The organism is Rhizobium sp. NLR16a, from assembly GCF_017948245.1.
In the GTDB taxonomy this organism is placed as follows: Bacteria; Pseudomonadota; Alphaproteobacteria; order Rhizobiales; family Rhizobiaceae; genus Rhizobium.
The window spans coordinates 2,590,258-2,614,905 of record NZ_CP072865.1; the positions used below are offsets into that span (position 1 = coordinate 2,590,258).

General features: G+C 58.1%; 19 protein-coding genes. 7 read left to right on the top strand and 12 right to left on the bottom strand.

Annotation, left to right across the window (positions count from 1 at the left end):
• Nucleotides 1-47: 47 nt before the first annotated feature.
• From J7U39_RS12660 to J7U39_RS12685, 6 genes are read right to left on the bottom strand one after another with little or no spacing between them, the layout of a single operon-like run.
• Nucleotides 48-1,265 (bottom strand): DegT/DnrJ/EryC1/StrS family aminotransferase, encoded by a 1,218-nt coding sequence (locus J7U39_RS12660; RefSeq protein WP_210628502.1) that lies wholly within the window; start codon nt 1,263-1,265, stop codon nt 48-50.
• Nucleotides 1,262-2,236 carry an NAD-dependent epimerase/dehydratase family protein gene (locus J7U39_RS12665; protein WP_210628503.1) on the bottom strand — a complete coding sequence of 325 codons (975 nt, stop codon included), beginning with the start codon at nt 2,234-2,236 and terminating at the stop codon, nt 1,262-1,264. Before J7U39_RS12665 ends, J7U39_RS12660 begins: the two co-directional genes overlap by 4 nt.
• On the bottom strand, nt 2,233-2,949 hold the full coding sequence (locus J7U39_RS12670; protein WP_210628504.1) for an acyltransferase: 717 nt from the start codon (nt 2,947-2,949) through the stop codon (nt 2,233-2,235). The genes J7U39_RS12665 and J7U39_RS12670 overlap by 4 nt, the downstream gene beginning before the upstream one ends.
• Nucleotides 2,939-4,042 carry a DegT/DnrJ/EryC1/StrS family aminotransferase gene (locus J7U39_RS12675; protein WP_210628505.1) on the bottom strand — a complete coding sequence of 368 codons (1,104 nt, stop codon included), beginning with the start codon at nt 4,040-4,042 and terminating at the stop codon, nt 2,939-2,941. Before J7U39_RS12675 ends, J7U39_RS12670 begins: the two co-directional genes overlap by 11 nt.
• Entirely contained in the window at nt 4,039-5,076 is a 1,038-nt protein-coding gene (locus J7U39_RS12680) for a Gfo/Idh/MocA family oxidoreductase (RefSeq protein WP_210628506.1), read from the bottom strand. Before J7U39_RS12680 ends, J7U39_RS12675 begins: the two co-directional genes overlap by 4 nt.
• Complete coding sequence (locus tag J7U39_RS12685; protein ID WP_210628507.1) at nt 5,073-5,579, bottom strand: acyltransferase; 507 nt, start codon at nt 5,577-5,579, stop codon at nt 5,073-5,075. The genes J7U39_RS12680 and J7U39_RS12685 overlap by 4 nt, the downstream gene beginning before the upstream one ends.
• A gap of 558 nt (nt 5,580-6,137) precedes the next feature.
• On the opposite strand from J7U39_RS12685, the gene J7U39_RS12690 reads away from it, so the two are divergent.
• Nucleotides 6,138-6,917 (top strand): response regulator transcription factor, encoded by a 780-nt coding sequence (locus J7U39_RS12690; RefSeq protein ID WP_210628508.1) that lies wholly within the window; start codon nt 6,138-6,140, stop codon nt 6,915-6,917.
• 181 nt (nt 6,918-7,098) lie between these two features.
• On the opposite strand, the gene J7U39_RS12695 is transcribed toward J7U39_RS12690, so the two are convergent.
• The 6 genes from J7U39_RS12695 to J7U39_RS12720 all read right to left on the bottom strand — a co-directional run bounded on the left by J7U39_RS12695 (nt 7,099) and on the right by J7U39_RS12720 (nt 16,422).
• Nucleotides 7,099-8,937 (bottom strand): glycosyltransferase, encoded by a 1,839-nt coding sequence (locus tag J7U39_RS12695; protein WP_210628509.1) that lies wholly within the window; start codon nt 8,935-8,937, stop codon nt 7,099-7,101.
• Nucleotides 8,938-8,941: 4 nt separating this feature from the next.
• Nucleotides 8,942-9,985, bottom strand: coding sequence for a UDP-glucuronic acid decarboxylase family protein (locus J7U39_RS12700; protein ID WP_210631661.1), 1,044 nt, complete (start codon nt 9,983-9,985; stop codon nt 8,942-8,944).
• A 46-nt stretch (nt 9,986-10,031) separates the two neighbouring features.
• Complete coding sequence (locus J7U39_RS12705) at nt 10,032-11,495, bottom strand: sugar transferase (protein WP_210631662.1); 1,464 nt, start codon at nt 11,493-11,495, stop codon at nt 10,032-10,034.
• A 7-nt stretch (nt 11,496-11,502) separates the two neighbouring features.
• Nucleotides 11,503-12,369, bottom strand: a complete 867-nt coding sequence (locus J7U39_RS12710; RefSeq protein WP_210628510.1) for a WecB/TagA/CpsF family glycosyltransferase — start codon at nt 12,367-12,369, stop codon at nt 11,503-11,505.
• Nucleotides 12,370-12,973: 604 nt separating this feature from the next.
• Entirely contained in the window at nt 12,974-15,103 is a 2,130-nt protein-coding gene (locus J7U39_RS12715) for a right-handed parallel beta-helix repeat-containing protein (protein WP_210631663.1), read from the bottom strand.
• Nucleotides 15,103-16,422, bottom strand: coding sequence for an O-antigen ligase family protein (locus J7U39_RS12720; protein ID WP_210628511.1), 1,320 nt, complete (start codon nt 16,420-16,422; stop codon nt 15,103-15,105). Before J7U39_RS12720 ends, J7U39_RS12715 begins: the two co-directional genes overlap by 1 nt.
• Nucleotides 16,423-17,043: 621 nt before the next feature.
• Between J7U39_RS12720 and J7U39_RS12725 the strand changes: the two genes are divergently transcribed.
• From J7U39_RS12725 to J7U39_RS12750, 6 genes are read left to right on the top strand one after another with little or no spacing between them, the layout of a single operon-like run.
• On the top strand, nt 17,044-17,994 hold the full coding sequence (locus tag J7U39_RS12725; RefSeq protein WP_210628512.1) for a glycosyltransferase: 951 nt from the start codon (nt 17,044-17,046) through the stop codon (nt 17,992-17,994).
• Nucleotides 17,991-19,094, top strand: coding sequence for a glycosyltransferase family 4 protein (locus tag J7U39_RS12730; RefSeq protein WP_210628513.1), 1,104 nt, complete (start codon nt 17,991-17,993; stop codon nt 19,092-19,094). The genes J7U39_RS12725 and J7U39_RS12730 overlap by 4 nt, the downstream gene beginning before the upstream one ends.
• Entirely contained in the window at nt 19,085-20,227 is a 1,143-nt protein-coding gene (locus J7U39_RS12735) for a glycosyltransferase family 4 protein (protein WP_210628514.1), read from the top strand. The genes J7U39_RS12730 and J7U39_RS12735 overlap by 10 nt, the downstream gene beginning before the upstream one ends.
• Nucleotides 20,224-22,431 (top strand): polysaccharide biosynthesis tyrosine autokinase, encoded by a 2,208-nt coding sequence (locus tag J7U39_RS12740; protein ID WP_210628515.1) that lies wholly within the window; start codon nt 20,224-20,226, stop codon nt 22,429-22,431. The genes J7U39_RS12735 and J7U39_RS12740 overlap by 4 nt, the downstream gene beginning before the upstream one ends.
• Nucleotides 22,432-22,482: 51 nt before the next feature.
• On the top strand, nt 22,483-23,574 hold the full coding sequence (gene gmd, locus J7U39_RS12745; RefSeq protein ID WP_210628516.1) for a GDP-mannose 4,6-dehydratase: 1,092 nt from the start codon (nt 22,483-22,485) through the stop codon (nt 23,572-23,574).
• The gene (locus J7U39_RS12750) at nt 23,567-24,598 is read left to right on the top strand and encodes a GDP-L-fucose synthase (protein ID WP_210628517.1); all 1,032 of its coding nucleotides are present in this window, start codon (nt 23,567-23,569) and stop codon (nt 24,596-24,598) included. The genes gmd and J7U39_RS12750 overlap by 8 nt, the downstream gene beginning before the upstream one ends.
• Nucleotides 24,599-24,648: the final 50 nt, after the last annotated feature.

Below are 24,648 nucleotides of genomic sequence, written 5' to 3' on the forward strand. Positions count from 1 at the left end.
GCACGCTCCTGATGTTGTACGACATGCTGCCGTGTGCCGGCGTCAGTTCAGGCAGGTACGGCGTCCGGCTCGGGCTGACGGACGACGCGCTCGGTGCTGGCGTCGGCAAGGGCCTGGCGCAATGCCTCAACGACCCTGACGATATCAACTGGCGTCATCTGCGCATAAAGCGGCAGGATGACGGTCTGCTGCTGCGCCGATATGCTTCGCGTCAGGCTGGTGGCGGCGCGATGAGAGCTTAGGCCGGAATAGGCTCCCTCCAGGTGAATGTTCATCACGCCGCGCCGCGTTGATATCCCCTGATCGAGCAGCGCTTGCATGACTGCGCGCTGGTCGATTTCGTCAGACAATCTCACGCAGAAGCTTTGCCAGTTGCTGCGAGCCCAGCCAGGCTCGGTCGGAATCGACAGGCCTGGGATCGTGGACAGCCCCTCGCAATACTGCAATGCAAGCCGCCTTCGCTCCGCAACCAGCTCCGGCAGCCGCCGCAGTTGCACCCGTCCGACCGCGGCCTGGAGGTCGGTCATACGGTAGTTGTAGCCCAGCTCATCATAATCCTCGAAGATCACCTGTTTGGAGCCGTGGCGGACAGCGTCGGTGACGCTCATGCCATGCTGGCGCCACAGCCGGAATTTTCTGTCATATTCCGGATTCACAGTCGTCAGCATGCCGCCATCACCCGTGGTGACGACCTTGCGGGGATGGAATGAGAAGCAGGCAATATCGCCATGCGGTTTGCCGATCTTTTCCCAACGCCCTTCCCACAGAATTTCGCTTCCCGTCGCACAGGCCGCATCCTCGATAACCGGTACCGAATGGCGTTTGCCGATCGCCACGATCGAACGGAGATCGCAGGGCATGCCGAGCTGATGCACGCACAGGATTGCCTTGGTGCGGGGCGTGATTGCCGCTTCGATCAAGCTCGGGTCCATATTGTAACCATCCGGCTCGATATCGACGAAGACGGGCACCGCATTACAGTATCGAACAGCATTCGCGGTTGCGATGAACGAGTGGCTGACGGTGATGACCTCATCGCCAGCGCTGACGCCCACCGCCATCAAGGCGAGATGAAGCGCGGTCGTGCAGTTGGAAACGGCACAAGCGTGCTCGGTGCCGACGAAGGCTGCGAATTCTTTCTCAAATGCCGCGACTTCCGGCCCCTGCGTCACCCATCCCGACAGGATGACACGGCGCGTGGCCTCAGCCTCTTCCTCTCCGAGGACGGGTTTGGCAACGGGGATTGTCGATAACAACGGGCTCATGCAGCCTGACCTCCTGCCGAAGCAGTCTTCGACTGCCACCACATGACAAGGTCACGAAGCCCCTGCTCCATCGAAATTTCCGCCTTGAAGCCCAGAAGTCTTTCGGCCTTGCTGATATCGGCAAGACGACGCGTGACGCCGTTGACGGCGCGCGCCTCTTTGTGTTGCGGCTCGAGTGAGGATCCCATGATGTCGCTCAGCATCCGCGCGAGTTCCAGCAGGCTTATTTCCCTGCCGCTCGCGACGTTGAACACCTCGTCCGTAACGTCGCTCTTTGCCGCCAGCATGTTTGCCCGCGCAATATCGCGTGCATCCACGAAGTCCATCGTCTGGCTGCCGTCCCCATAGACGAGCGGCGGCATTCCGGCCGCCAGGCGTTCCATCCAGCGGATCAGAACTTCCGTATAGGCACCGTAAACGTCCATTCGCGGTCCATAAACGTTGAAATAACGCAGCGCCACATAGCGCAGGCCGTACATTTCCGCGAAACTGCGCAATAGACCCTCGTTGAAGGTCTTGGCCGCGCCGTAGATCGTCCGGTTATTGTAGGGGTGATGCTGTTCGGTCGTCGGGAAGCTTTCAGCAAGCCCCAGCACGGAGGCAGAGGAGGCCGCGACGACCTTCGACACGCCTGCCTTGACCGCAGCTTCAAGGACATTGAACGTGCCCTCGGCCAGAACATCGAAGGCGAGCCGCGGTTCTTCCGCGCATTGCGTGATGCGGATCGCAGCCTGGTGGAAGACGATGTCGACGCCTTCGAAGGTTTTCGCCAGCAGTGCCCTGTCGCGGATATCGCCCTCGATGATGTTGACGGAGCCGCTTGATATTGCCGTGCTGAGATTGTCCCGGCGCCCACGCACGAAATTGTCGAGGACGATGATCTCGCGAGGTTTTTCCAATGCAACAAGATCGGCAATATGCGAACCGATCAGACCGGCACCACCGGTGATGAGCACTCGTTTGTTTCTCATGATCTTCCCTCACGCGACATGTTCGTCATCGGATCATTCTCCGAACGCCAACGGATGAATTTTGCCGGTACACCGGCGGCAACCGAGAACGGCTCGACGTCGGAAACGACGACTGCCCCCGCTCCAACGATCGCCCCCTTCCCGATGGTCACTCCGGGAAGAATGGTCGCATTTGTTCCGATGTCGGCCTCTGCACAGATGCGCACCGGCCTGATTTCAAGATCCGTGCGGATGATCGGCACATCCACCGGCAGTGCCGTGTGGGTCGAGCCAAGCACCTTGGCGCCCGGCCCCCACCCGACAGAATCCTCGATCACCAGGTCGCGCGCGTCGAAATAGGCCATTGGCCCGATCCAGACATTGTCGCCAATGACGCAGGTGCCGTCGTAGCGTCCCTGGATGTAGGCCTGAGCGCCGATGAACACGCCGCTGCCGATTTCGAATGTTTCCGGATGTTTGAAACCGGCGCCGCTGGCAACCTGCAGGCCTTCGCCGCAGTTCCGTGTGATAGCCTGCCAGATGGCTTTCCGCATCAGCGCGTCGACGAACCCGTCGCCCGTCGCGAAACGGCCGTAGAGTTCGATCAGACCGCCACGTCCATATGATTGCCTGAGCTCTTCGGCGAGCCCCGCCTGATAGGCTGGATCTGCCGGCTTCTGGCTACGGCCGTGAACGGCCTGCACGACGCGAGCCTCGCGTGGATTAACTGACATAGGCATACTCCAGCGCAGCCGCGACCTGATCGACGTGCTGCACGGGCATTTCAGGGTAGATCGGCAAGGAGAGGACCTCGCGTGCGGCGGCTTCCGAGACCGGGAAGTCGCCGACCTGGTAACCGAGGTCGGCATGGGCCTTCTGCAAATGAACGGGGATCGGATAGTGCAAACCAGACGGAATGCCCTCTGCTGCGAGCACACGTTGCAGGCCATCGCGATCGTGGCTTCTGATGGCGTAGACATGGTAGACATGCCGCCGCTCCGGCACTTCGACAGGCGTTCGCAAATGCGGCGATCCTGCAAGCAGGGAGGAGTAGCGGCGACCATGCGAACGACGGGCTTCGGTCCAGGCTTCGAGATGCCGGAGCTTGACGCGCAGAATGGCTCCCTGGATGGCGTCCATGCGATAGTTGAAGCCCTTCAGCAGATGGTGATAGCGCTGCTCCTGACCCCAATCCCGCAGCATGCGCATTGTCTTGGCCTGCTCATCGCTGTTCGTGACGGCGATCCCGCCCTCGCCGCAGGCGCCGAGGTTTTTGCCCGGATAGAAGCTGAAGCAGCCAGATGCGCCGATGCTGCCGGCGCGCGCGCCCTTATACCGGGCGCCATGTGCCTGGCAGGCGTCCTCGATGACCGGGATCTGGTGGTGATCAGCGACTTCCATGATGCCATCCATATCGGCCATCTGGCCGTAGAGATGGACGGGAATGATCGCCTTGGTCCGGGAGGTGATCTTCGCCTCGAGCTGAGCCGGATCCATGGTGAGCGTCATCGGCTCGACATCGACGAATACGGGTGTTGCGCCCGTGTAGCAGATCGCCGACACGGTCGCGACGAAGGTGAACGGCACGGTGATGACTTCATCGCCGGGACCGACGCCCGCCGCAAGCAGAGACAGGTGCAGGGCGCTCGTTCCGGTGTTGAGGGCAATTGCATGTTTGACGTTGCAATAGTCGGCGAATTCCTGCTCAAGCCGGATGACTTCCTCGCCCAGGATGTATTGCCCCGAGGCCAGCACGCCGAGCACTGCGGCATCGATTTCGCTCTTGATCGATTGATATTGTGCTTTGAGGTCCAGAAAGGGGATCATGCAATGCGCCTCGCCTCTTCGAGCTCGATGATACGACCGCGCTGGGCGAGCGACCGGCTCGCCGCTTCAAGGATGCGAACGACGCGCAGCCCGGCCTGGCCGTCTGCAATGGGGCGCGAATTCTGCTCGATGCACTCGACGAATTGATCCAGTTCGCGTTTCAATGCCTCGGTCATATCGAGCTTGGGCGCCCACATATCGCCGCTGCGGTAGCCGACCAGCATCTGATGCACCTTCTCGCCGTACGCATCGGAATTGGGGCACATGGTGATGCCCTTGTCATAGACCTTGATTTTTTCACTGGGCTCCAGATCGTCATAGACGATCATCTTGTTGCTGCAGCCGATCAGCGTGCGGCGGACCTTCACCGGGGCCAGCCAATTGACGTGAACGTGGGCGATAAGCTTGCTTTCGAAGAAGAGCGTCAGATAGGCGATGTTCTCCGGCTCGCCGAGCACATGGCTCATGCCCGTCGCTGAAACAGCCACCGGCCTTTCCTGCACGACATGGTCCAGGATAGAGAGATCATGCACGGCGAGGTCCCAGATGACGCTGACATCATGCTGGAAGAGCCCAAGATTGACCCGAACCGAGTCGTAATAATACATGTCGCCGAGGCCGCTTTCGACCAGTTCACGCATCTTTCGGACGGCGCCGGTATGGACGAAGGTATGATCCACGGCCAGCACGAGGCGGCGGCGCGCGGCTTCCTCGACCATCCGTGCGGCTTCGTCCGTCGTCGATGCCATAGGCTTTTCGACGAAGACATGCTTTCCGGCCATCATTGCCTGCATTGCAAGCTTGAAATGCGTCGAGACCGGCGTCGCAATGGCGATTGCATCCACTCTCGGATCGGCCAGAACTTCCTCGAATTTATCGGTGATCGTTATTGCGGGATACCGGCTCTTAACAGCCGCCAACCGTTCGACATTGAGATCACAGACTGAAACGAGGTGGGCGCCGGCCGCTTCCGAGATGTTACGAACCAGATTCGGACCCCAATACCCATATCCGACGACAGCGATACCGATCATTCGATTTCTCCCAACGCAAACATGTCGACCGGTCCGTCATTGACGCGGCCGATCACCCGAGCCGGAACGCCCGCGACGATGGCGCCCTCAGGCACGTCCTTTGTTACAACCGCTCCGGCGCCAACCTGCGCGGCCTCTCCGATGGTCACACCTGGCAGAATGGTGGCGTTGCTGCCGATCGACGCGTGGCGCTTGACCAGCGTCGGGATGAGGACCCAGTCGGCCTCCGTCTGCAGGCTGCCATCCGGATTAATGGCGCGCGGGTAGGTGTCGTTCGTAAACATGACCCCGTGGCCGATGAAGACGCCGTCTTCCAGTGTCACGCCCTCACAGAGGAAGGAATGGCTGGAGATCTTGCAGTCTTTTCCGACCACGACGTTCTTCTGAATCTCGACGAAGGTGCCGATGCGCGTCCTTGCGCCGATCGTGCAGCCATACAGATTCACGAGATCTCGATGGTAGATGACGCTGCCGTCACCCAGCTTGACATTTGATGCAATCATCCCTGCAAACCCCTACTACTCCCAACAGGGCCCGATTTTTCAGTTGAACAAACAATCGGGCGATTGCGTCCAAGGTTTCAAACCAACAGGACAACTATTTCTCTGCACTCCAAAGAGAATTGTTTTCTTCGCCCGAGTAAAGAAACAAAACGTTTAAGCTTATTCACCTAAAGGCGTACCTACTTATGACGACTTACACCCTGGTTCACGTCCTCCACCAGCATTGGTGGCAAGCTCACACCTTCCGCACCCATTGCCGGGCCTACGCCGGAGACAGTGATTGTTTCCATACATTTAGTGGCTCGTCGCAAAACTGACATGTAACAACAGAGACTATCTTGCAGGAATCCCAGTAAGACCTAAGTCTACACTCAGGCTTATCTTCCCGTTTTCATCCCGTTATAGAAGTTGTGCTGTACTTAGCCTATATTAGCTACTGTAACGTTCCGCGAATTGTGGTATTCGATTCCTACTTTAGAGTTTCCTAAGCCCCCGTATTGAGAGGGGTCGGTACTCGGGTCGTAGTGAAGCGTAACGTGTTAGAGGGAGGGTGAAGCTGTGAATTCAGCACTTATACCGAATTTGGACCTCAGGCAGGAGAACGTAGCTCTTCCCCTTAAGTTAGAAAATAACGAGCACGCACCTGCAAAGTCGGCAAGGCAAACTCATTCGCTTGTTATTCTCGACAATCGTGAGCTCGATCGCCAATGCCTGGCGCAATGCATGGCTGCGCAAAAGGCGGATTTGCAGATCCTGGCCTTTGGATCCATTGAGGAGTGGAAGCAGAAGCGCGACGAATACGCTCCGCTTTCGGCGATCCTTTTGAACGTCGGCGGCAAAAAGGTCGATGAACCGGCCGTTTCGGAGCAAATCCGGAAGCTTTCGTCGGAATTCGCTGCCACACCCCTTATCGTATTGGCTGATAGCGACGATTTCGGCCAAATCGTCAGGGCTCTTGAGTATGGTGCCAAAGGGTTCATACCCGCCTCAGTCAGCGTCAGCGTCTGCATGGAGCTAATCGCGCTGTCGGTGGCAGGAGGAATATTTGTGCCTGCAAGCGCCCTGTTCGCCATGCGTCACCTGCTCGACTCGAGCAACTCGACCGCCCACCCGCTCGCCGGCATATTCACGGATCGTCAGGCAGAAGTGGTGGAGGCGCTCCGACGCGGAAAGGCGAACAAGATCATCGCCTATGAGCTCAATCTCCGAGAAAGCACGGTGAAGGTGCATGTTCGCAATATCATGAAAAAGGTAAAAGCGACGAACAGAACGGAAGTCGTGTTCAAGCTCAACGATCTTTTTCAGAATAATCTTTCGGGCGGGTTAGCAGCACACTGACGGATGCCAATGCGGTCAGCCGATCAGATCCCGCTCCGCATCGCGAGCACATTCTCTCTTAAAACATCTCGGTGGATGCACGGAAATACGCCGAGTCGATGATCTAAAGCGTGCCGCGATCTTTCGGATTCGCGTGTCACGCTTCAGGTCTTTGTTTTCCGCAATTGCATTTTCCCCACAGCTAATTGCCGGTGCCCACAGGATGCTTGGAAAGCGCCGTTCGAATCCTGCGCAACCGGGCTTTCTGCGAATGAGGGATAAGACCCCGCGCAAGATGCCAGAGATATCGGAACTCCGGCAGAGGCGGCACATTCGGCCTCAAGCCATTCAGGCGCAGTTTGATCATCAGGCCGTCGATGCCCGAATAGAGTCGCAGGCGCCAGCCAGCACCAGGTTTGAACTGTGGAGGTGCCACTTTCTCGCCACCGCTTGCGCTAAGCGGAGCATGACGAAGAATATTTGCAAGATCTGGCTGCCGGCACCGTTCAAGAATCTCGGCGAACCATCCAAACCACTCGGTGTCGGTTCGGTCGAAAAGCTGATGAATGCTTTTTCGATCCCGGCCATGCCTTCCCAAGGCGACCCCATCGGCTGAGCGAGCGAGCTGCGCGATGACGAGGCGCGCGCGCCTGAATTCGTCATGGGACAGAGATGGATAGAAATCTTGCAGCTTCCGCGCCCGTTCAAACTGGCCTCTGCAAATCAAAGCAAGAAGGAAGTAGGCCCATTCGACCGGATCCGGATCGAGCGCCCCATATTCGATGATGGTCACCTTGACCAGATCCACCAGAAGATCACAGGCGCGGTCGGCGTCGCCCTCCTGTAATGCGCAGATGGCAAGGCGGAATTTCGCTTCGGGCAAGTAGGATACGTAGTCGAGACAGCTGAGGTAGCGGTGCTTGGCCTCCTCCACCCTGCCCTGCTGGAGAAGCAGGTCTCCCTGCTTCAGCAAGGTGCGATCGCATGCTTCCCCGACGATATGGACGCTCTCTTGCTTTGAGATACGCCTGACCTTTGTAAGATCGCCGAAGGGGCCGGACTGGATGATCCTTTCGCCGAACTGCAGGCTCTTGTTCAGCGTGAACCACTGATATACTTGCGGCCTGTGGCTCAACGTATGACGCGAATGGATCAGGCTGAAACCGGCTGTCGTGATACGTCTTAGTTCGTCAGGATGGGCAAAAAGATAGTCCAGTCGCTCGACTACATTGCTGCCGTCAACAAAGACACAGTTCTGCATGTCGACAAAGCCGGCCGCCTCCACGGCTGCCGTGCGTTCTGTCACGAGACAGGCCTTTGCCCCGGGGATCTCAAAATGCTTGCGCACGACCTCGCCGCCCATAGTGCCGCATGTGGGGACGACGAAGCTCGCGTTCAGCGCGCGCGCATAGGCTTCTCCAGATAGGAGCTGGGCGGCCAGCTTGCTCTCATAGGCGTGTTGCGGCGAGACCAGGCAGGGGTAACGGTCGCGGATCGTCGGAAAGACCATCTGTCGCCAGGGATAAAGACCATAGGCCTGACCCGTGAGCGTGACCGGGATGACCTTTTGCTGCCCATAGTCGCGGTAGACTTCGGGATCGATGAAATTTGGCCAGACGAACAGATTCTCCCTCATTGCCGGCATATATTCCGGCGCCATGGTTGCGATCGCGAAATAGGTCTCGATGCCCCAGTGCTCCATATCGGAAAGAAAGCCGGCGCGTCGGTCGCACCACGCATCGGCGTTATGAAGACCGAGCTTCGGAACGGCGAGATGGGTATTGGTGTTTGTGATTTTTATCCGACGTGAGCCATGCGACCGGTAACCGCTTTCAAACAACGTCAGATCCGGTTCGTACCTGTCGCATATCTCTGCATAATCGCAGTCGCGATTAACGACGAAGACATCGAAATGTGTTGCAAGACATTTGACCTGCTGCTGCATGTGCAGCAGCAGGTAACTGGCCGCGTTCGCGTTGGGCTGATGGTCCCATTGAAAAAAAACGAGCCGCGGCTTTCGATGATCGACTTTGCTGTTCATGTCCCTATCGAATGGCTTCAGGAGCATTGAGTTCGACGCCCGGTGACGCCAGATGCGGATATGCCTCTTGCCAGGAGTGGGCGCTGAGTTTGTTCGTTACTCCGCCAGAAAGCTTCCACTCGAAATAAGCGATCGTCCTCTCAAGCCCCTCGCGAAGGTTCACCTTCGGTTGCCAGCCCAGTTGTTGCGTCGCGCGGCTGATGTCGGGCTTGCGTTGTGTCGGATCGTCAATCGGCAGAGCCTTGTAGACGATGCCGGACTTCGATCCGGTCATTTCGATCACCATTTCTGCCAATTCACGGACCTGGAATTCTCCGGGATTGCCGAGATTGATCGGGCCCGTAACCCCAGCGGGGGCGGCCATCAAACGGATGAAGCCGTCGATCAGGTCGTCCACGTAGCAGAACGACCGAGTTTGCCTGCCGTCGCCGAAGATGGTGATCGGCTCGTTGCGAAGCGCCTGAACGATGAAATTGGAGACGACGCGGCCGTCATTCGTCTGCATTCGGGGACCGTAGGTATTGAAGATCCGCGCCACCCGGATTTCCACGCCATATTGACGATGATAGTCGAAAAACAGCGTCTCGGCACACCGCTTGCCTTCATCATAGCATGCCCGCGGGCCGATGGGACTGACGCTGCCGCGATACTCCTCGGGCTGCGGGTGAACCGCCGGGTCGCCGTAGACCTCACTCGTCGATGCCTGGAAGATCTTCGCTTTGGTGCGTTTGGCCAGGCCGAGCATATTGATCGCCCCGTGCACATTGGTCTTTACGGTCTGCACGGGATCGTGCTGGTAGTGGACCGGAGATGCCGGGCAGGCAAGATTGTAGATCTCGTCGACCTCCACATAAAGCGGGAAGGTGATGTCGTGGCGGAGTATCTCAAAACGAGGATCGTCGAGAAGGTGCAGTACGTTATCGCGCGAACCGGTGTAGAAATTGTCCACACAGAGGACGTCGTTGCCCTCTCGCAAAAGCCTTTCGCACAGGAATGATCCCAGAAATCCGGTGCCGCCGGTAACCATGATTCGCTTGTATCCGTGCATTGATGTGCTCCGTTGTTGATGTTTGCCCGCAAGGGTGAAAACCATCTCAGCAAGCTCCCTTGCCTTTCAGAACCGCAGGAATTGTGCTGAGAAGAATGTGCCAGTCGAACCACAGGGACCGATTGTCGATGTAGAACTCGTCGAGTTGCTGCTGCAGTTCGATATCCGCGTTGCTTCGTTCGGATATCTGCCAAAGCCCCGTTAGCCCAGGTGTTACCGAACGCCGCTTGACACGAAACTCGCTATCCATTGCCGAGAGGTGATACTCCGGGAAGGGGCGCGGTCCCACGAAGGACATCTCTCCTGCAATGATGTTCACCAACTGCGGGAGTTCGTCGAAACTCGACGCGCGAAGGACATGCCCGATCACCGGCAGGATGCGCGGGTCCTGCCGAAGCTTGAAGTGGTTCGACCACTCGGCTTGTATGGCCGGATTGTCCCGGAACAAGGTTTCGAGGCGCTGTTCCGCATCTCTGTACATCGTTCTCAGTTTCAGGACGCGCACCGGCTTGCCAGACAAACCTTCCCTGGTGTGTCTGAAGAAGACGGGCCCCGGATCGATGGCATAGATCGCGGCGGCGGCAACCAGAATGCAGGGCATAAGCACCAGCGTCGCAGGGACGGCGATCACGAGATCGAGGACTCGACGAACCAGGTTCGTGCCTGCCGATCTCCCACCGACGGCCAAGCGAACACCGATCTCTCCGCTGACGTCTGCCGGTCGCAATCCGGTTATCTTGAGGTTCGGCGTGTCGGAGAGGAGGATGACTTCGGCGAACTGCCGACGCATCGTTGCCAACTCGGCGATAAATGAACCCGTATCGTCAGCGATCAGGGCAATCGACGGCCCATTGTCGAGAAATACTTCCGAAGTATCGGGAGAAGAGACTTCCGGCCGAATGCCATAGTGCCAATGCTCGGAGAAATACGCCACAAGCGCAGGGATACGATTGCGGGCACCAATGATCACTGCCGGCTCACCCCAGATACCAAGCCTCCAGGACAGTCCTCGTGCGGCCCCCCGCATAACAGGTTGAACAACCAATCCGAGGCCAAGGAAGCCGATGATCGGAAGCAGCAGTCCTAACCCTTCCGGCAGAAGGATCGCACCAAGCGCTGCGATGACGGCCACCTTGAAGGACGCTGTCGTTCGGCGGCGCAGATGTTCGTGGTCGTGAAGCCGATATCCGGGATAGAGCGCGTTCGATGCATAAAGAACGATTGCTGCCAGTGCTGCGAGGGCGAAAGCGCGCTCCGGCACCATATTCTCCGAACCGTGCGGAAGAAACGGCAGCAGAACAAGATAGGCTATCAGATAGCTTGCGATGTCGCCGGCGACCAGAAATGACGAAGCAGCAAGCCGAGGCAACCTGCGCCTCAATGGAACAGGGATATTCAGCCCTGCCCGCTTGTTGAATTCGGCGGCCGGCGTGGGGCTTGCCACTGATGGGACGGAGTTTGCCGCCTTCCGCAGGTCGGACGTGATTGCTGACGACGCAAATAGGGACATGATCGCTTCACACCTTTGCGGCTGCTGTTTTTGGCGCGCTCGATCCAAAAACCTCGTCTTCGATCGGAAACTTCCGAAGCCCCAGCCTCTGGAATGCTGTCAGTGAGATGAAGGTCGGCACGACGAGCGCGTAGCGCCGCCACAGCCGTCGCGGTTCGCATAAAAGACGAAAGGCCCATTCAAAGCCGCTTCTTTGAATTATCCTCGGAGCCTGCCGCTTGAGGCCGGCGTGGAAATCGAATGCAGCTCCGACACCGATGAGCATCGAAGCTTCGAGACGGTCGCGCATGCGCGCCATCCAGAGTTCCTGCTTGGGACTGCTGAGGCCGACCCAAATAATATCCGCACCCGACCGGTTGAGCCGGTCTGCGATATCAGCCTCCTCTTGCAACGACAGCTTATGAAAAGGCGGTGCATAGGTGCCGGCGATCTGCGCCTGCGGGAATCTTGCGAGAAGGCGCGCCTGCAACTGCTCCAGCGTCTCGGCTGTTGCGCCATAGAGGAAATGGCGCAGACCTTTGGATATTCCGGCCTCGAAAACAGACAACATCAGGTCAGGTCCGTAGACCCTGTCGCTTTCCGAATGGCCAGCACGCTTCAACGCCCATACCAGTGGCATGCCGTCGGGGGTTACGAGGAACGCCCGGTTATGTATCGACCGCAGCTCTGGATCATCTTGACATCGCACGACACCGTGGGCGTCGCGAACGCACACATATTCCCTCCTGCCGTCTTCGATGCCCTTTTGAATAAAACCGGTCGCGCTTTTAAGATTAACCGCCGAAATGCGAACACCAAGGACATTAGTCCATCCCAAAGAGTCCTTTTGCTTAAGAACTGAAGCTTGGATTCTGTCTGCTGTTTGCTTTCTCATGACCTGCGCTTTCGCGATCTAAACTGTCATCAGAATATGCCGGCAGCGCGATTGTCTCCATACTTTCAATTCCAACTATTGGACGTAGAAGACACTTCATATTCCTACGCCTTCGGCCCAGATAAGTTACAATGTTCGAAGTAAGGCGACGTACCCCCAATGCCTGCCACGTTGCTCTTTTTGATGAGTGCGATCCCGAAAGAGCTGTTTGACCTTCACAAAGCCGCGGAAGATAGTCACCCTCGCGTCCAGGCTGGGGTGGTTTGCGCGAATAAAGCGGGGGGAAATGGCCAACCCAATAGGCGAGATGGCTGGCGAGCCTTCAGAGCTGCCCGAGAAAACCAATCAGCTGCAGAAAAACTTGAGTTCTATTGGGAATATCGCCATCAGAGGACACTGAACCCTGATCAGGTGGAACGCTTATGGCTGACTATCAAGCAATGCCGAAGTCGCGAGGTGGGTACTCGGGGCGGGCTCGGCGGCGGCGGGCCGAGCATGGTTTGGATGATAAGACACACCCACAAGGAGCGCGCACACGACGTGGTCGAGCAGTTTCAAGCTGCCATGGCTGAACGCGCTATGGTCCGTCGCGCCGCCGGTTTCGTTACTCGGGGTGCGACGCCACGCTCCCGATGTCGATCCCGGCCTTCTGAAGATCGCCTAGACTGCCAAACTCTCCTGAAAGCATGATCTCCGGGTGTATCCTGAAGCTCTTGTCGTTCAGATTGCCGCTGTAGCGGTTGCGCGCAAACTGCACCGATCCGAGCTTGTGGTCCGGCACGTAAATGTATGCTGCAAGCCCATTGCCGCTCTCGACCGAGACGATATTGTCCTCGATGCGATTGGGGCCTGCCCAAGGGGGATGCCACCCCCAGCCCGTACCGTCATCGACGCGAAAGGCAGCGCCAGACCCGCCTGTGATGACGTTTCCTGTCACCAGGTTGCTCCAGCCGCCGTTTATGCCGATCGCCGATATGTTATCCGAAAGCGTATTTCCTTCGATGCGCACTCCACTGGCCTTGCCGTCGGTATAGATCGCCCAACTTATAGGAGAAGGCCATTCACTGGTATTTTCGTATCCGGGAGGCCAGAATGTCCCATCGACCCTGTTCATAAGCTGACCTGTTCCGGTGACGAGATTATAGCGAATGCTGCTGTTCAAAGGATCGGCCTGCTCACCCATCATCTTGATGGCGCCGCCATCTGCCGTTTGCTGATTGGCGTTGCGGACCACGTTGTGTTCGATGACCGCATCATGAACTGCGTCCTGAGGTCCCCATAGCGAGCCACCGGCAATACCGAACTGAGCCGCGTTTTCGATGAGATTGTGAGCGATCCTGACATTGTCGGCAGCCTGGAACCATATCCCGGCCGTTTCGAAATAGACCCTGCCGATGTCCTGGATGTGGTTCGACAGGATTGTCGCACCGTCCGATTTGAGGAAAGTGCCGTAGGTCGTGCCAACATAAATCCCGTTGCCGGCCACATCCGCAATCTCGTTGCCGGCAATCAAGACATCCTTGCTCTCGGAAACATGGATGCCGACGCCGACATTGTCGATGGAGTTGCCGAGCAGCCGGACGCCGTCCGCCCGCTCGATCCGTATGGCGCCAAAGCTCCTGGTGTCGGTACCGAACTTGCCGCTACCGCGCGGGTCCCCTTCCCGGAACTGAAGCCCTGATACAACCATCCGGTCGGCTCCATCCAGCCTGAAGAATGTCGGCAGGATACCGGCGACAGCCGTAGATCTGATTGGCAATCCATCGGTTGGGAGGTAGACGAGTTGCTCCCCAGCGCGGTCATACCACCACTCGCCGGGAGCATCGAGCAGGGCCGCCGCCCCGGCAAGGAAATAGCGGCTGCCTTCCGCGGTGAAGAAATAGGCAGTGCCTCTGGTGTTGACGGCCCGGTTGGCGGTATCGATTGAAACCACAGGGAGGGTGTCACTGCCCCATTGGCTGCCGGGGCGAAAACCACCGACAATGTGGGTGACAAGCCCCGCTGTATTTTTGGAGATCGGAAGATCGCCGGCATGGAAACAAAAACGCGTGTTGCCATGCCATATGTCGTCGTCCTCAGCGCACTTGGCCGCAAAAAGCCATCCTTTGCGCGGGTCTCCATCGAGCGGAGCATTGGGAAAGCGGGCCTGCGTCTGGAGCGCCCCGTTGACGAAAAGGTCGCCCAACTCCCTGCCTGGAGGCAGCTTCAGCGACGCGGTCCATCGGCCATCGGCCTGTGCCGTCCAATTGCGTATAAGCGGGCCACCGTGCAGAACCGGCGCTTCGTTGCACCTTGCCGCGATGACCAGGCCCGCGTCGCGGGCGTCGAAGACTATCGGTTCAGCGAGATAATAGTCCCCCTTGCCTATTGCGATCGTGTTTTCGCGGCCCTTCTCACGCGCAGCGTCCCGAGCTCGCTCGATGCTGGCAAAAGGACCATCGGTACGCTGAGGATTGGCTTTGGGAAGACGCCCACTCCAACTGTCTTTGCCATCGGGAGAAACATAGAATACCGCCCGGGGCGCGGATGTGCCCGTCAGTACTTTGCTCAGAGAAGTCCCCTTCAGCCTGTCCGAAAAGGTCGCCGGCGACGCTTCCGCGCAAGTCGCTTCCCTGAGCGCTGCCTGCAGCCTGTCGGGCGCATCTGCGTCCGGACTCACTGCGGCCAGGTTGCTCGGCTGCGGAAAGAGCGAAGCAAGCAGAAAGCTCAAGATCGGTGCGAAGCGCAGCCTGATCAAATCTGCAGCTCCGCCGTTGTGCTGCCTGCCGAGGCCCGCAGTTGCTGGCCGGGAGCCGTCGAAACAACGGGCTCATATAGAGAGAACATGATGATGCCCGACATAAACAGAACGAAAATCGCATCATTCTGGATCAGGAAGATCGTTTCGGTCAGATTCATCACCAAAATCACGACTGTAAAGACATTCAACCAGAGCCAGCCATAATGCGGATCGCGGCATTGGAGGACCGCCCCTTGGCGCAAGGCCTGCAAAAGCATCAGAGCGAACAAGATCATTCCGCTTATTCCGAAGTTCAGCAGCGTGTCGCGGAATCCGTTATGGGCGTGGGGAGCCATCCATTGGATCCTCGACCAGATAATCCAGGCCTCGGGGTTCGCCTCTGTCCAAAAGGCCTGGTAGCCGAAGCCGAGCAGCAGGTGATCGGCGATCTGACCATCGACCAGCTCCCATAAGGGCACTCGGCCCGTCAAAGTGGCATCCTTGCCAAGCGCCTCCAGGAATGGAACCAGGAATTCGTGAAGCAAAAGGAGGAGCCCAACGAACATTTGAACAAAAAACAGGACGAAGACGATGCGGCTGATGCCACCGATCCGCCGCAACAGGGAATAGAACCCGATCAAGCAATAGGCCGATGCCGTCGCAATGATCGCGGTCATCGATCCGGAGGCCACGAGACAGGCCCCGCCCGCGATCAAGAAAAGCAAGGCGGTTCGCCGTAAACCCCGGTTACCGTCAATTAAAACGGCCGTCGACACCAGTATCATCATGGCGGCGTACCAACCGAGACTGTTCTTGTGGATGAATATGCCACGCACGGACCCGTCCATTGGCATGCGAGCGAGACTCGGCGACGCCACGAAGACCAGAAGGCTGAGGACGATGCATGTTCCGAAGGTGGCAAATGCCAGGAGAAGCAACTGCCGTGGTGTGAAGCGTATTGCCAGCACGTAAGCCAGAAGCACTGTAAAGAGCAGGCCGATGGCGCGCCTGAATGTCGTTGATGGGCCCACCGACCAGAAGACGGACACAAACGGCATGGCGACCATCAAGGGGACAAACCAATTTCGCTTGAGCGCCGTTAGAAACAGCGGAAAATTCCTTACCAGCATCAAGAATGTAAAGCCGTATACGGGCAGGCAAAGCAGACGCAATATAGACCTGGCATGATCGCCAAGGGCTCCGTCGGCGTCCGCCAGCATGAGCGGGAAAAGGGCGCCTGTTTGAAGAAAAAGGCAAAAGCCTGCGCCCCAGCACTCTATCGCTCGCCAACTGACGGTCGGCCCATTCGAGGCTTTAAGCGTATAGGCTCTCATTATCGGTCCCGATTTGACTGGACAGATGAGAGGCTGTTGGTCGCGGCAATTTGGAAAGACATGGGTCCCCTTTCACAGCTGCGCTGCTTACCAACGAACATCCCGCCACCTCCCTAGTCAACCGACGCAAACGAAGGCGGAGCTAAGCCTAACGCGCGTACCCACCGTCCAAGGACGTTGTTTGGGTTAAGCTCACGGTCTACGCCTCCCCCAAAAGTTGGTGCCTGGGCAAACGGCATTGCCCATAAGAGCAGATGTCACCCGTGACCAATCGCCGGTAGCTTGACGATGAAAACGTACCGCGAAGCACGCCGCGCTAAGCCGCAGTCGGTGGTGAAGTGAGGCAATAATTTCTGGCGCAGCCGGCAGTTGGCAGGTGACGCTCGGAAGGGTTGGGATTTTTATGGTTCTGCGTCATGGTCCTGGTTTCGTATGCATTATAACGGAAGCGTCACGCGTTGTGGTGGTGACCCTACGAGCTCAGGGCGCAAGCCTGATCGCGCGGAATGATGCCTGTCCGCCTCCCATCCCTTTCCACGAAATCGCGTTGCCAAACGAACGAGCGTCCGCAACTCCGGCGTACCGATGTGTCGCGCAGCAACGCGCTTGAGAGGGGGTGTCATGGAGCGGCCGACGATCAGCGTCCTCATCAACAACTACAACTACGGTTGCTTCCTTCCTCGGGCGATCGACAGCGCCCTGCGCCAAAAGGCGTCTAATGCCGAAATCATCGTCGTCGATGACGGCTCGAGCGATCAGTCGCGCTCGGTTCTGGAAGGATATGAAAACCGGGTGAAGGTGCTCTTCCAGGAGAACCGGGGACAGGCCGCCGCCATCAATGCCGCTGTGAAGGCAAGCAGTGGCGAAATCCTCTGTTTTCTCGATGCCGATGACTGGTGGGCGCCGGGCAAGCTGTCGGCAACAGCCGCTGCTTTCCAGTCGAATCCTCATGCATCGCTTGTTTATCACCGACTGCAGCCGACGCAGATCGATGGCTCAATAGCCTTCAAGCCAATTCCTCGGACCTTGTGTTCGGGAGATTTGTCGTCACGGCTTGCGAGATCGGCCGGCTGGTGGCCCTTCCCACTGACATCAGCCATCGCTGTAAGACGTAGCGCGTGGGATGCGGCAGGAGATATTCCCGAACAGTTCCACATTTCCGCCGACGCCTGGCTCGCGGGCCTCTACCCATTTCTGGGGAACGTTGTCGCCTTGTCGGATTCACTCGGATTCTACCGAATTCACAACAATAACTGGTATCGGTCAGTCGATGACGCCGCCATGCTGCGAAAGCGCATGGCCCATTGGCGGACTGTCGTCGAAGTGACGAACCAGTTTCTTTCCGCCCACGATTTAGCGGGAAGGTTGCGTCTGACCGATCACTTTCCGTACCGGGTTGCCTCCGTCAGGCTGGAGGGCGCAGATACACGCACCCGGTTCAGACTTGCTGTTGAAGGGCTTTTTTTCGCCGGAGAACCAAACTTGCTGAGGCGTATGCGTGAGGCATTGCGGACAGCCCGCGACCTTCCTCGACGCGGTCAGGCTGTTGGCTTGTCGGAGTCGGCACGATGAAGGCGCTGATGCTGGTTTCCGAACTCGAAGACTACACCATCTCCTTCGCCAACGGTGTTGCGCAACACCTGCAGGTCGTGCTCGCAGTTCCGCATCGGCGCTATGCCAACCTTGCCTCCGCCTTCGATCCGGCTGTCGATCTGCACCTTTTGGACTGGCCACGGCACCGCTCACTCTCCAACCCCTGGTTCCTGCACCAACTCACGCGTCTCATCCGGACCGAGCGGCCGAACATCATTCACCTTCTGAGCAATTCCACACTCTGGTTGAACTTTGCTGCGCCATTCTGGCGCCCGATCCCTCTGGTGACGACCGTCCACGATGTTGACGTGCATCCCGGCGATTCCGACACCCGCACGCTGCCCGCCTGGGCTCCGCAACTGATGGTGCGGCAATCAGGTCATGTGGTCGTTCATGGTGAGGGGCTGAAACGAATGGTTCTCGAGCGATATTCAAAATCGCCTGATCGCGTCCATGTCCTGTCGCATCCGGCCATTCATCGCTACGCGGAGCTCGCTCGACAGCACAAGCTGACGCGGCGCCACGCAGATGGAACCTTGCGCGTCCTGCTTTTCGGGCGGATATTTGCTTACAAGGGATTGGAGCATCTGGTCCGCGCCGAGGCGATGCTGAAGGACCAGCTCCCCAATCTGCGCATCACGGTCGCCGGCCGCGGCGATGATCCCTGGATCTTCCAGCCCCTAATGGGCGAAGCCGGCCGCTATGATATTCGCAACCGCTTTATCGAGGATATGGAGGTCGCCCAGCTTTTTCTGGATGCCGATATCGTTGTTCTTCCCTACACGGAAGCCTCGCAAAGCGGTGTCCTCAACCTTGCCGCGGCATTTGGCAAACCGGTCATCGTGACCGACGTCGGCGAATTACGCGACACCGTTCTACCAAACGGACTGGGAATGGTGGTTCGGCCAGGGGACGTCGAACAGCTCGCCAGTGCCATCCGGACACTGGCGGAAAACAACGAATTGAGAAGCAGCTTAGGGACCAGCGCGCTCGCCTGGGCCACAGGTCCGAATTCGCCTGAGCAGGTCGGCGCAAAGGCTGCGGCCGTTTATCGTGAGGTGGTCGGAGCATGCGGATGACGGCGCTCACGGAGGGGAATCGGATAGCAGTGCGGAATGCAGCAACGGTCCGCCACTATGTCCCGGGTGGTTGCGAGAACGGCGGCGGAATCGGCAGGCTGGTCGGGTATATATCGAGCACCGCCAGGGAGGCGGGCGAAACGCACCTTGTCACAGATACCAGAGGGCGTCGCTGGTCCCTGGTTACGTCGCCGATGCGCCTGCTCGGCGCCATCTTGATGATGGCCAAGGATCGGATAATTGCTCCGGCACGCATTCACCATATTCATGTCGCGGGTCGCGGCAGCACCGCAAGAAAACTGATCCTCACCGAGGCTGCCCGCCTCCTCGGGTGCTCTCACATATTGCACCTGCACGATTACGACTATGCGAGTGACTTTGCCGCGCGCTCGCCACGTCAACAGATGCTCATACGCCGGATGTTTCAACATGCCGACCAGGTGGTAGCACTGGGTCAGCGCGACCGCATGACGCTGACGACGCTTCTCGGCGTGGACGAGCGCCGCGTGGCCGTCATCCGCAATTGTGTTCCCGACCCCGGGGCGCGCAGTGTTCACGTCGGCAAGATGCCGTTGATCGTCTTTCTCGGCCGATTGAGCGAACGCAAAGGCGTTGGGGAGCTTCTGCTTGCCTTAAGTCATCCGATTATGAAGGAGCTCCAGTGGCGGGCCGTGCTGGCCGGCGACGGACCCGTGGAAGACTACCGACGCCAGGCCGCAGCCCTGGGCCTTTCAAATCTGGTGAAAATGCCGGGCTGGCTCGGCGCCGACGAGGCGCAAGCCTTGTGTGCACGGGCAGATATCCTGGTTCTGCCTTCGCATGCCGAGGGCTTGGCAATGGCTGTGGTCGAAGGGCTCGCCCACGGGCTTGCGGTCGTTACCACGCGCGTCGGTGCGCATGGCGAAGTCATCTCCGACGGTGAAACGGGCGTCTTCGTGCCTGTCGGAGACAAGGATGCCCTGGCTGCGGCGCTGGCGAAACTCGTCAGCGATCCGGAAATCCGCAACCGCCTCTCGGCCAAGGCCCGGGCTCATTATCTCAGCCAGTTCAGTATGAGGGCCTACATGCGATCGCTGGAAAAACTCTACGACGCCGTCTCCGCGCAACCTCAAACGTCGGTTGGTGAACGATGACCATTTCAACTATCCCGCCAGACCGCAACACCTCGCTCTCGTCGATGCGCTATGACCCCCGGTTTCAGGTGGAAACCAGTTCGGACGACTTCGATCTGACATCGGGCTTGCGTCTTATCCGGCGAAGGATGGTGATGATCGTGGCTATCATCACGCTGATGATGGCGATTGCCGCTATCATGGTTTCCGGGTTGAAGCCGAGTTTTCATGCCGAGTCCCGGCTGATTATCCACACGCCTCTGGCGACGAAGCTCGGCCCTGAAGATTCCGGCCGCAACGATCCGCTGGACGCCACATCGGAGACCGAACGACTTCTTTCCAGAAGCATTGCAGAGCGGGTCATCCGCGACCTGAGGCTCGATGAGTGGCCGGAATTCAATCCGGCGCTGCAAGAGACCTCGCTTATCGACAGGATGCGAGCAATGTTGCGCGGTCTGGTCGACAGAGAAAAACCATCCTCGCCGGTACGAGACAGCATCGAGCCAATCATCCCGAATTACTACAAGGCATTGCGCGTATGGCGCGATGGCCAGGGTGACGTTATTCAGATCGGCTTCGATGCGAGCGACCCCCAACTGGCAGCCTCGGTCCCGAACCGGCTCATCAGCATCTATCTCGAAGAGCGGAAGGACAGTCTGCGTGGGCGCCTGGACGCGGCAGAAGAATGGGTTCTGCAGCGCATCGCCGAACAGAAAGACCGTGCTGCGGCGGCACGCGACGCCGCCGACGCGTATCAGAAAACTATGGACGTCGTCTCAAATGACGACGATCAGGTCGAACAGATCAAGTCGATAATGGAGCTGGGCGAGCGACAAACAAAAATCGAACAAGGCCGCGCTGAAGCGAGAGCAACGATATCTGCAATGGAAGCGGCTGACGACCTCTCGCTCGCCCTGCAGAATATGGTTATTCCCGACAGCATTGGTGCAATGCAACGGGAGCTTCGTGCGCAGGAGCAAGATCTCGAGCGCCTTCTCGAGACCTATGGCAACACGGCCGAAGCCGTGGTCGATATGCGCGCGAAGATCCTTAAATCCCGCACCGATCTCAGCCTTGCGGCCGATCGATATCTTCAATCAGTCCGCGCCAGGCTTGCGGCGCTCGATCATGAAGATGACGCGGTCCGGTCGGCCTTGGCGGTTGCTCATGAGAAACGCGCTCGCTCGGCCCTGGCGCAGACGGAACTGGCGCGACTCCAGCGAATGGCTGACAAGGAGCAAACCGCTCTTGATAAGCTCGACGAGCAGCGCCGCGGCTTGGCTGCGCAAGCCATGCTGCCGGGAGCGGAACTGGAAGTTTTGTCACCGGCAGCAGTGCCGCTGGCACCGCAGGGACGCGGACGGCTTTTCTATCTGGTCGGCGCCCTCCTGGCCTCGATATCGATCGCGGTGACGGCCGCTTTTGTGGTCGAGATGCTGGATAACTCGGTCCGCAGCTTCGATCAGATGGCCGGAATGCCTCGCATAGTGCCAGCCGGATTCATCCCACGCCTGAAACGGAGAGACCGGGGGGGGCCATCCATGCTCTTCGGGGACATTCAAGACGGGATGTTTGACGAAGCAATTCGCTCCGTCATAACTTCGCTCAAACAGTCCAACGGTGGAAAGCTGCCTCACAGTATCGTCGTGACGTCAGCTCACAGTGGAGAGGGCAAGTCGCTCGTCGCCAGATCACTGGCAATCGATCTCGCCGCCAACGGCATTCCGGTGCTGCTCGTTGATGGCGACCTCAGACACGGAAATCTCGACTCGTTTTTCAGGTCCGAGCTACAGCAGGGGTTGAATGAATTCCTGTGTGGACAGGCTGGAATCCGGGACATTATCGATCACCATCCGAGCGGCATCGACTTCATTCCGGCCGGCAATGCCACTCTCCATCGGCGCGCCCGCGTGACTGATGCGGCTGACATCGTCTCGATCGCCGCCTCACTGGGCCAAGTCGTCATCTTCGACAGCGCTCCTGTGCTCGCCTCGGCTGATACAATGCATCTGACGGCCTTGGCAGAACGAACGCTCGTGGTCGTTAAATGGGGTAAGACGAGCCGTCGAGCCGTCGAATTCTGCTTGCATCAGCTGAAGACCGCACGCAACGCGGAGCTTTGCGTCGCCATAAACAACGTCAATCCGAAACAACACGCCAGGTACAACTTCAGCGATTCAGAACTGTTTGTGAAGTCCTTGCGGAAATACAACGAATTCACATGAACAACGGCAGCATCACGCCTGGTTCAGCGAAGCAAATTACGGAGGGCTGTCGTGAAGAATAAAAACAAGGTTGCGCTTATTACGGGTATAACAGGTCAGGACGGTGCGTATCTGGCCGAGCTTCTCTTGGGGAAGGGCTATATTGTTCACGGCCTCAAGCGACGCTCTTCGTCCTTCAACACCAGCCGCATCGAGCATCTATACGAGGATCCGCACGTCGAGAATCCTCGGTTCATCTTGCATTTCGGGGACATGACCGATTCAACGAATCTCATCCGTGTGATTCAGGAAACGCAGCCGGACGAGATCTATAACCTCGCGGCACAGAGCCACGTTCAAGTCTCCTTCGAGACGCCAGAATATACGGCCAACGCGGATGGAACCGGCACACTTCGACTACTTGAAGCAATTCGCCTCCTGGGACTGACCAGGAAGACGCGCTTCTATCAAGCGTCCACCTCAGAGCTCTACGGCAAAGTTCAGGAAGTCCCGCAAAGCGAAACGACGCCTTTCTACCCTCGATCGCCCTACGCCGCGGCCAAGCTCTACGCCTATTGGATCGTGGTCAATTATCGCGAGGCCTATGGCATGCACGCCTCGAACGGCATCTTGTTCAATCATGAAAGTCCGATCCGCGGCGAGACCTTCGTGACGCGTAAAATCACCCGGGCGGCGGCTGCGATCCATCTTGGACTGCAGGAAAGGCTCTATCTCGGCAATCTGGATGCCAAGCGCGACTGGGGGCATGCGCGCGAATATGTCCGCGGGATGTGGCTGATGCTGCAGCAGGACGAACCGGAGGACTATGTCCTTGCGACCGGTGAAACGCACTCGGTCCGTGCCTTTGTCGACAAGGCCTTTGCCAAGGTGGGCATGCCGATTGATTGGCGTGGGACCGGAGTTGAGGAAAAGGGGTATGACAAGTCATCGGGTCGGTGTGTGGTGGAGATTGATCCGGCTTATTTCCGCCCGACTGAAGTTGACCTTCTTATCGGTGATCCAACGAAGGCGCATACGAAGCTTGGCTGGAAACATGAGACCAGTCTTGATCAGCTGGTTACGGAGATGGTCCGCGAGGACCTGAAAGTCATGGCACGAAATGTTCCGGCGGTAAGTGTAACCAAAGGTTTTGCCTATGCCTGAGGTGATCTACAGCCTTGCCGGAAAAAGGGTCTATGTCGCGGGGCACCGCGGCATGGTTGGCTCTGCGATCGTGCGCCGTCTTGTTTCCGAGGACTGCGAGATTCTAACCGCCACCCGCGCCGAGGTCGACCTCAGACTGCAGGAGCAGGTAGAGGCCTGGATGAGCAAGAATCGTCCCGACGCTGTCTTCCTGGCTGCTGCGCGGGTCGGCGGTATTCTCGCGAACGCTCACTATCCAGCCGATTTCCTTTACGACAACCTGATTCTTGAAGCGAACGTCATCCACGCAGCCCATAGAGCTCAGGTCGAGAAACTGATGTTTCTCGGCTCATCTTGCATCTATCCGAAGTTCGCCGATCAGCCGATCGTCGAGGATTCACTTCTGACGGGATCGCTTGAACCAACGAACGAGTGGTATGCGATCGCCAAAATTGCCGGATTAAAGCTCTGCCTTGCCTATCGCAAACAACACGGCAGGGATTTCATCTCGGCCATGCCTACCAATCTTTATGGTCCAAACGACAATTTCGACCTCGGATCAAGCCATGTCATGCCGGCACTCATACGCAAGGCGCATGACGCCAAGGTCAACCAGCAGCAAGAGATGTGCATCTGGGGCACTGGCGCACCGCGCCGCGAATTTCTTCATGTTGACGATTGCGCCGACGCCTGCCTCCATCTCATGAAGACCTATTCCGCCGAAAGTCATGTGAACGTAGGTTCTGGCGAAGACATTACCATCCTCGAACTGACACGCCTCGTCTCGGAGGTCGTTGGCTTCGAAGGCAAGATCACGCACGACCTCGCCAAACCAGATGGCACGCCACGTAAACTCCTGAGCGTCGACAAGCTTCGCACTCTCGGCTGGTCTCCGAAGATCGGTCTGAAGGAGGGCATCGCCGACGCCTACCGCTCCTTCCTTGATGGGCATTATCTCGAACGCAGCAACACGAGTTTATCCGGCGACGTGATCGCTCAAAGCGACGTCAGTTGTGAGAGAGCTAAGGCTTCGGCGCTGCACTAACAGGTTTTTGTCTCCGACAGCGCCCATGCTCTCACGGTACGGTGATGCAA

Coding starts and splice junctions, on each gene's coding strand:
- J7U39_RS12675 (WP_210628505.1), bottom strand. CDS start 4,042: ATGATCCCCTTTCTGGACCTCAAAGCACAATATCAATCGATCAAGAGC.
- J7U39_RS12685 (WP_210628507.1), bottom strand. CDS start 5,579: ATGATTGCATCAAATGTCAAGCTGGGTGACGGCAGCGTCATCTACCAT.
- J7U39_RS12720 (WP_210628511.1), bottom strand. CDS start 16,422: ATGAGAGCCTATACGCTTAAAGCCTCGAATGGGCCGACCGTCAGTTGG.
- J7U39_RS12740 (WP_210628515.1), top strand. CDS start 20,224: ATGACCATTTCAACTATCCCGCCAGACCGCAACACCTCGCTCTCGTCG.
- J7U39_RS12735 (WP_210628514.1), top strand. CDS start 19,085: ATGCGGATGACGGCGCTCACGGAGGGGAATCGGATAGCAGTGCGGAAT.
- J7U39_RS12665 (WP_210628503.1), bottom strand. CDS start 2,236: ATGAGAAACAAACGAGTGCTCATCACCGGTGGTGCCGGTCTGATCGGT.
- J7U39_RS12700 (WP_210631661.1), bottom strand. CDS start 9,985: ATGCACGGATACAAGCGAATCATGGTTACCGGCGGCACCGGATTTCTG.
- J7U39_RS12695 (WP_210628509.1), bottom strand. CDS start 8,937: ATGAACAGCAAAGTCGATCATCGAAAGCCGCGGCTCGTTTTTTTTCAA.
- J7U39_RS12710 (WP_210628510.1), bottom strand. CDS start 12,369: ATGAGAAAGCAAACAGCAGACAGAATCCAAGCTTCAGTTCTTAAGCAA.
- J7U39_RS12670 (WP_210628504.1), bottom strand. CDS start 2,949: ATGTCAGTTAATCCACGCGAGGCTCGCGTCGTGCAGGCCGTTCACGGC.
- J7U39_RS12680 (WP_210628506.1), bottom strand. CDS start 5,076: ATGATCGGTATCGCTGTCGTCGGATATGGGTATTGGGGTCCGAATCTG.
- J7U39_RS12660 (WP_210628502.1), bottom strand. CDS start 1,265: ATGAGCCCGTTGTTATCGACAATCCCCGTTGCCAAACCCGTCCTCGGA.
- J7U39_RS12750 (WP_210628517.1), top strand. CDS start 23,567: ATGCCTGAGGTGATCTACAGCCTTGCCGGAAAAAGGGTCTATGTCGCG.
- J7U39_RS12725 (WP_210628512.1), top strand. CDS start 17,044: ATGGAGCGGCCGACGATCAGCGTCCTCATCAACAACTACAACTACGGT.
- J7U39_RS12705 (WP_210631662.1), bottom strand. CDS start 11,495: ATGTCCCTATTTGCGTCGTCAGCAATCACGTCCGACCTGCGGAAGGCG.
- J7U39_RS12730 (WP_210628513.1), top strand. CDS start 17,991: ATGAAGGCGCTGATGCTGGTTTCCGAACTCGAAGACTACACCATCTCC.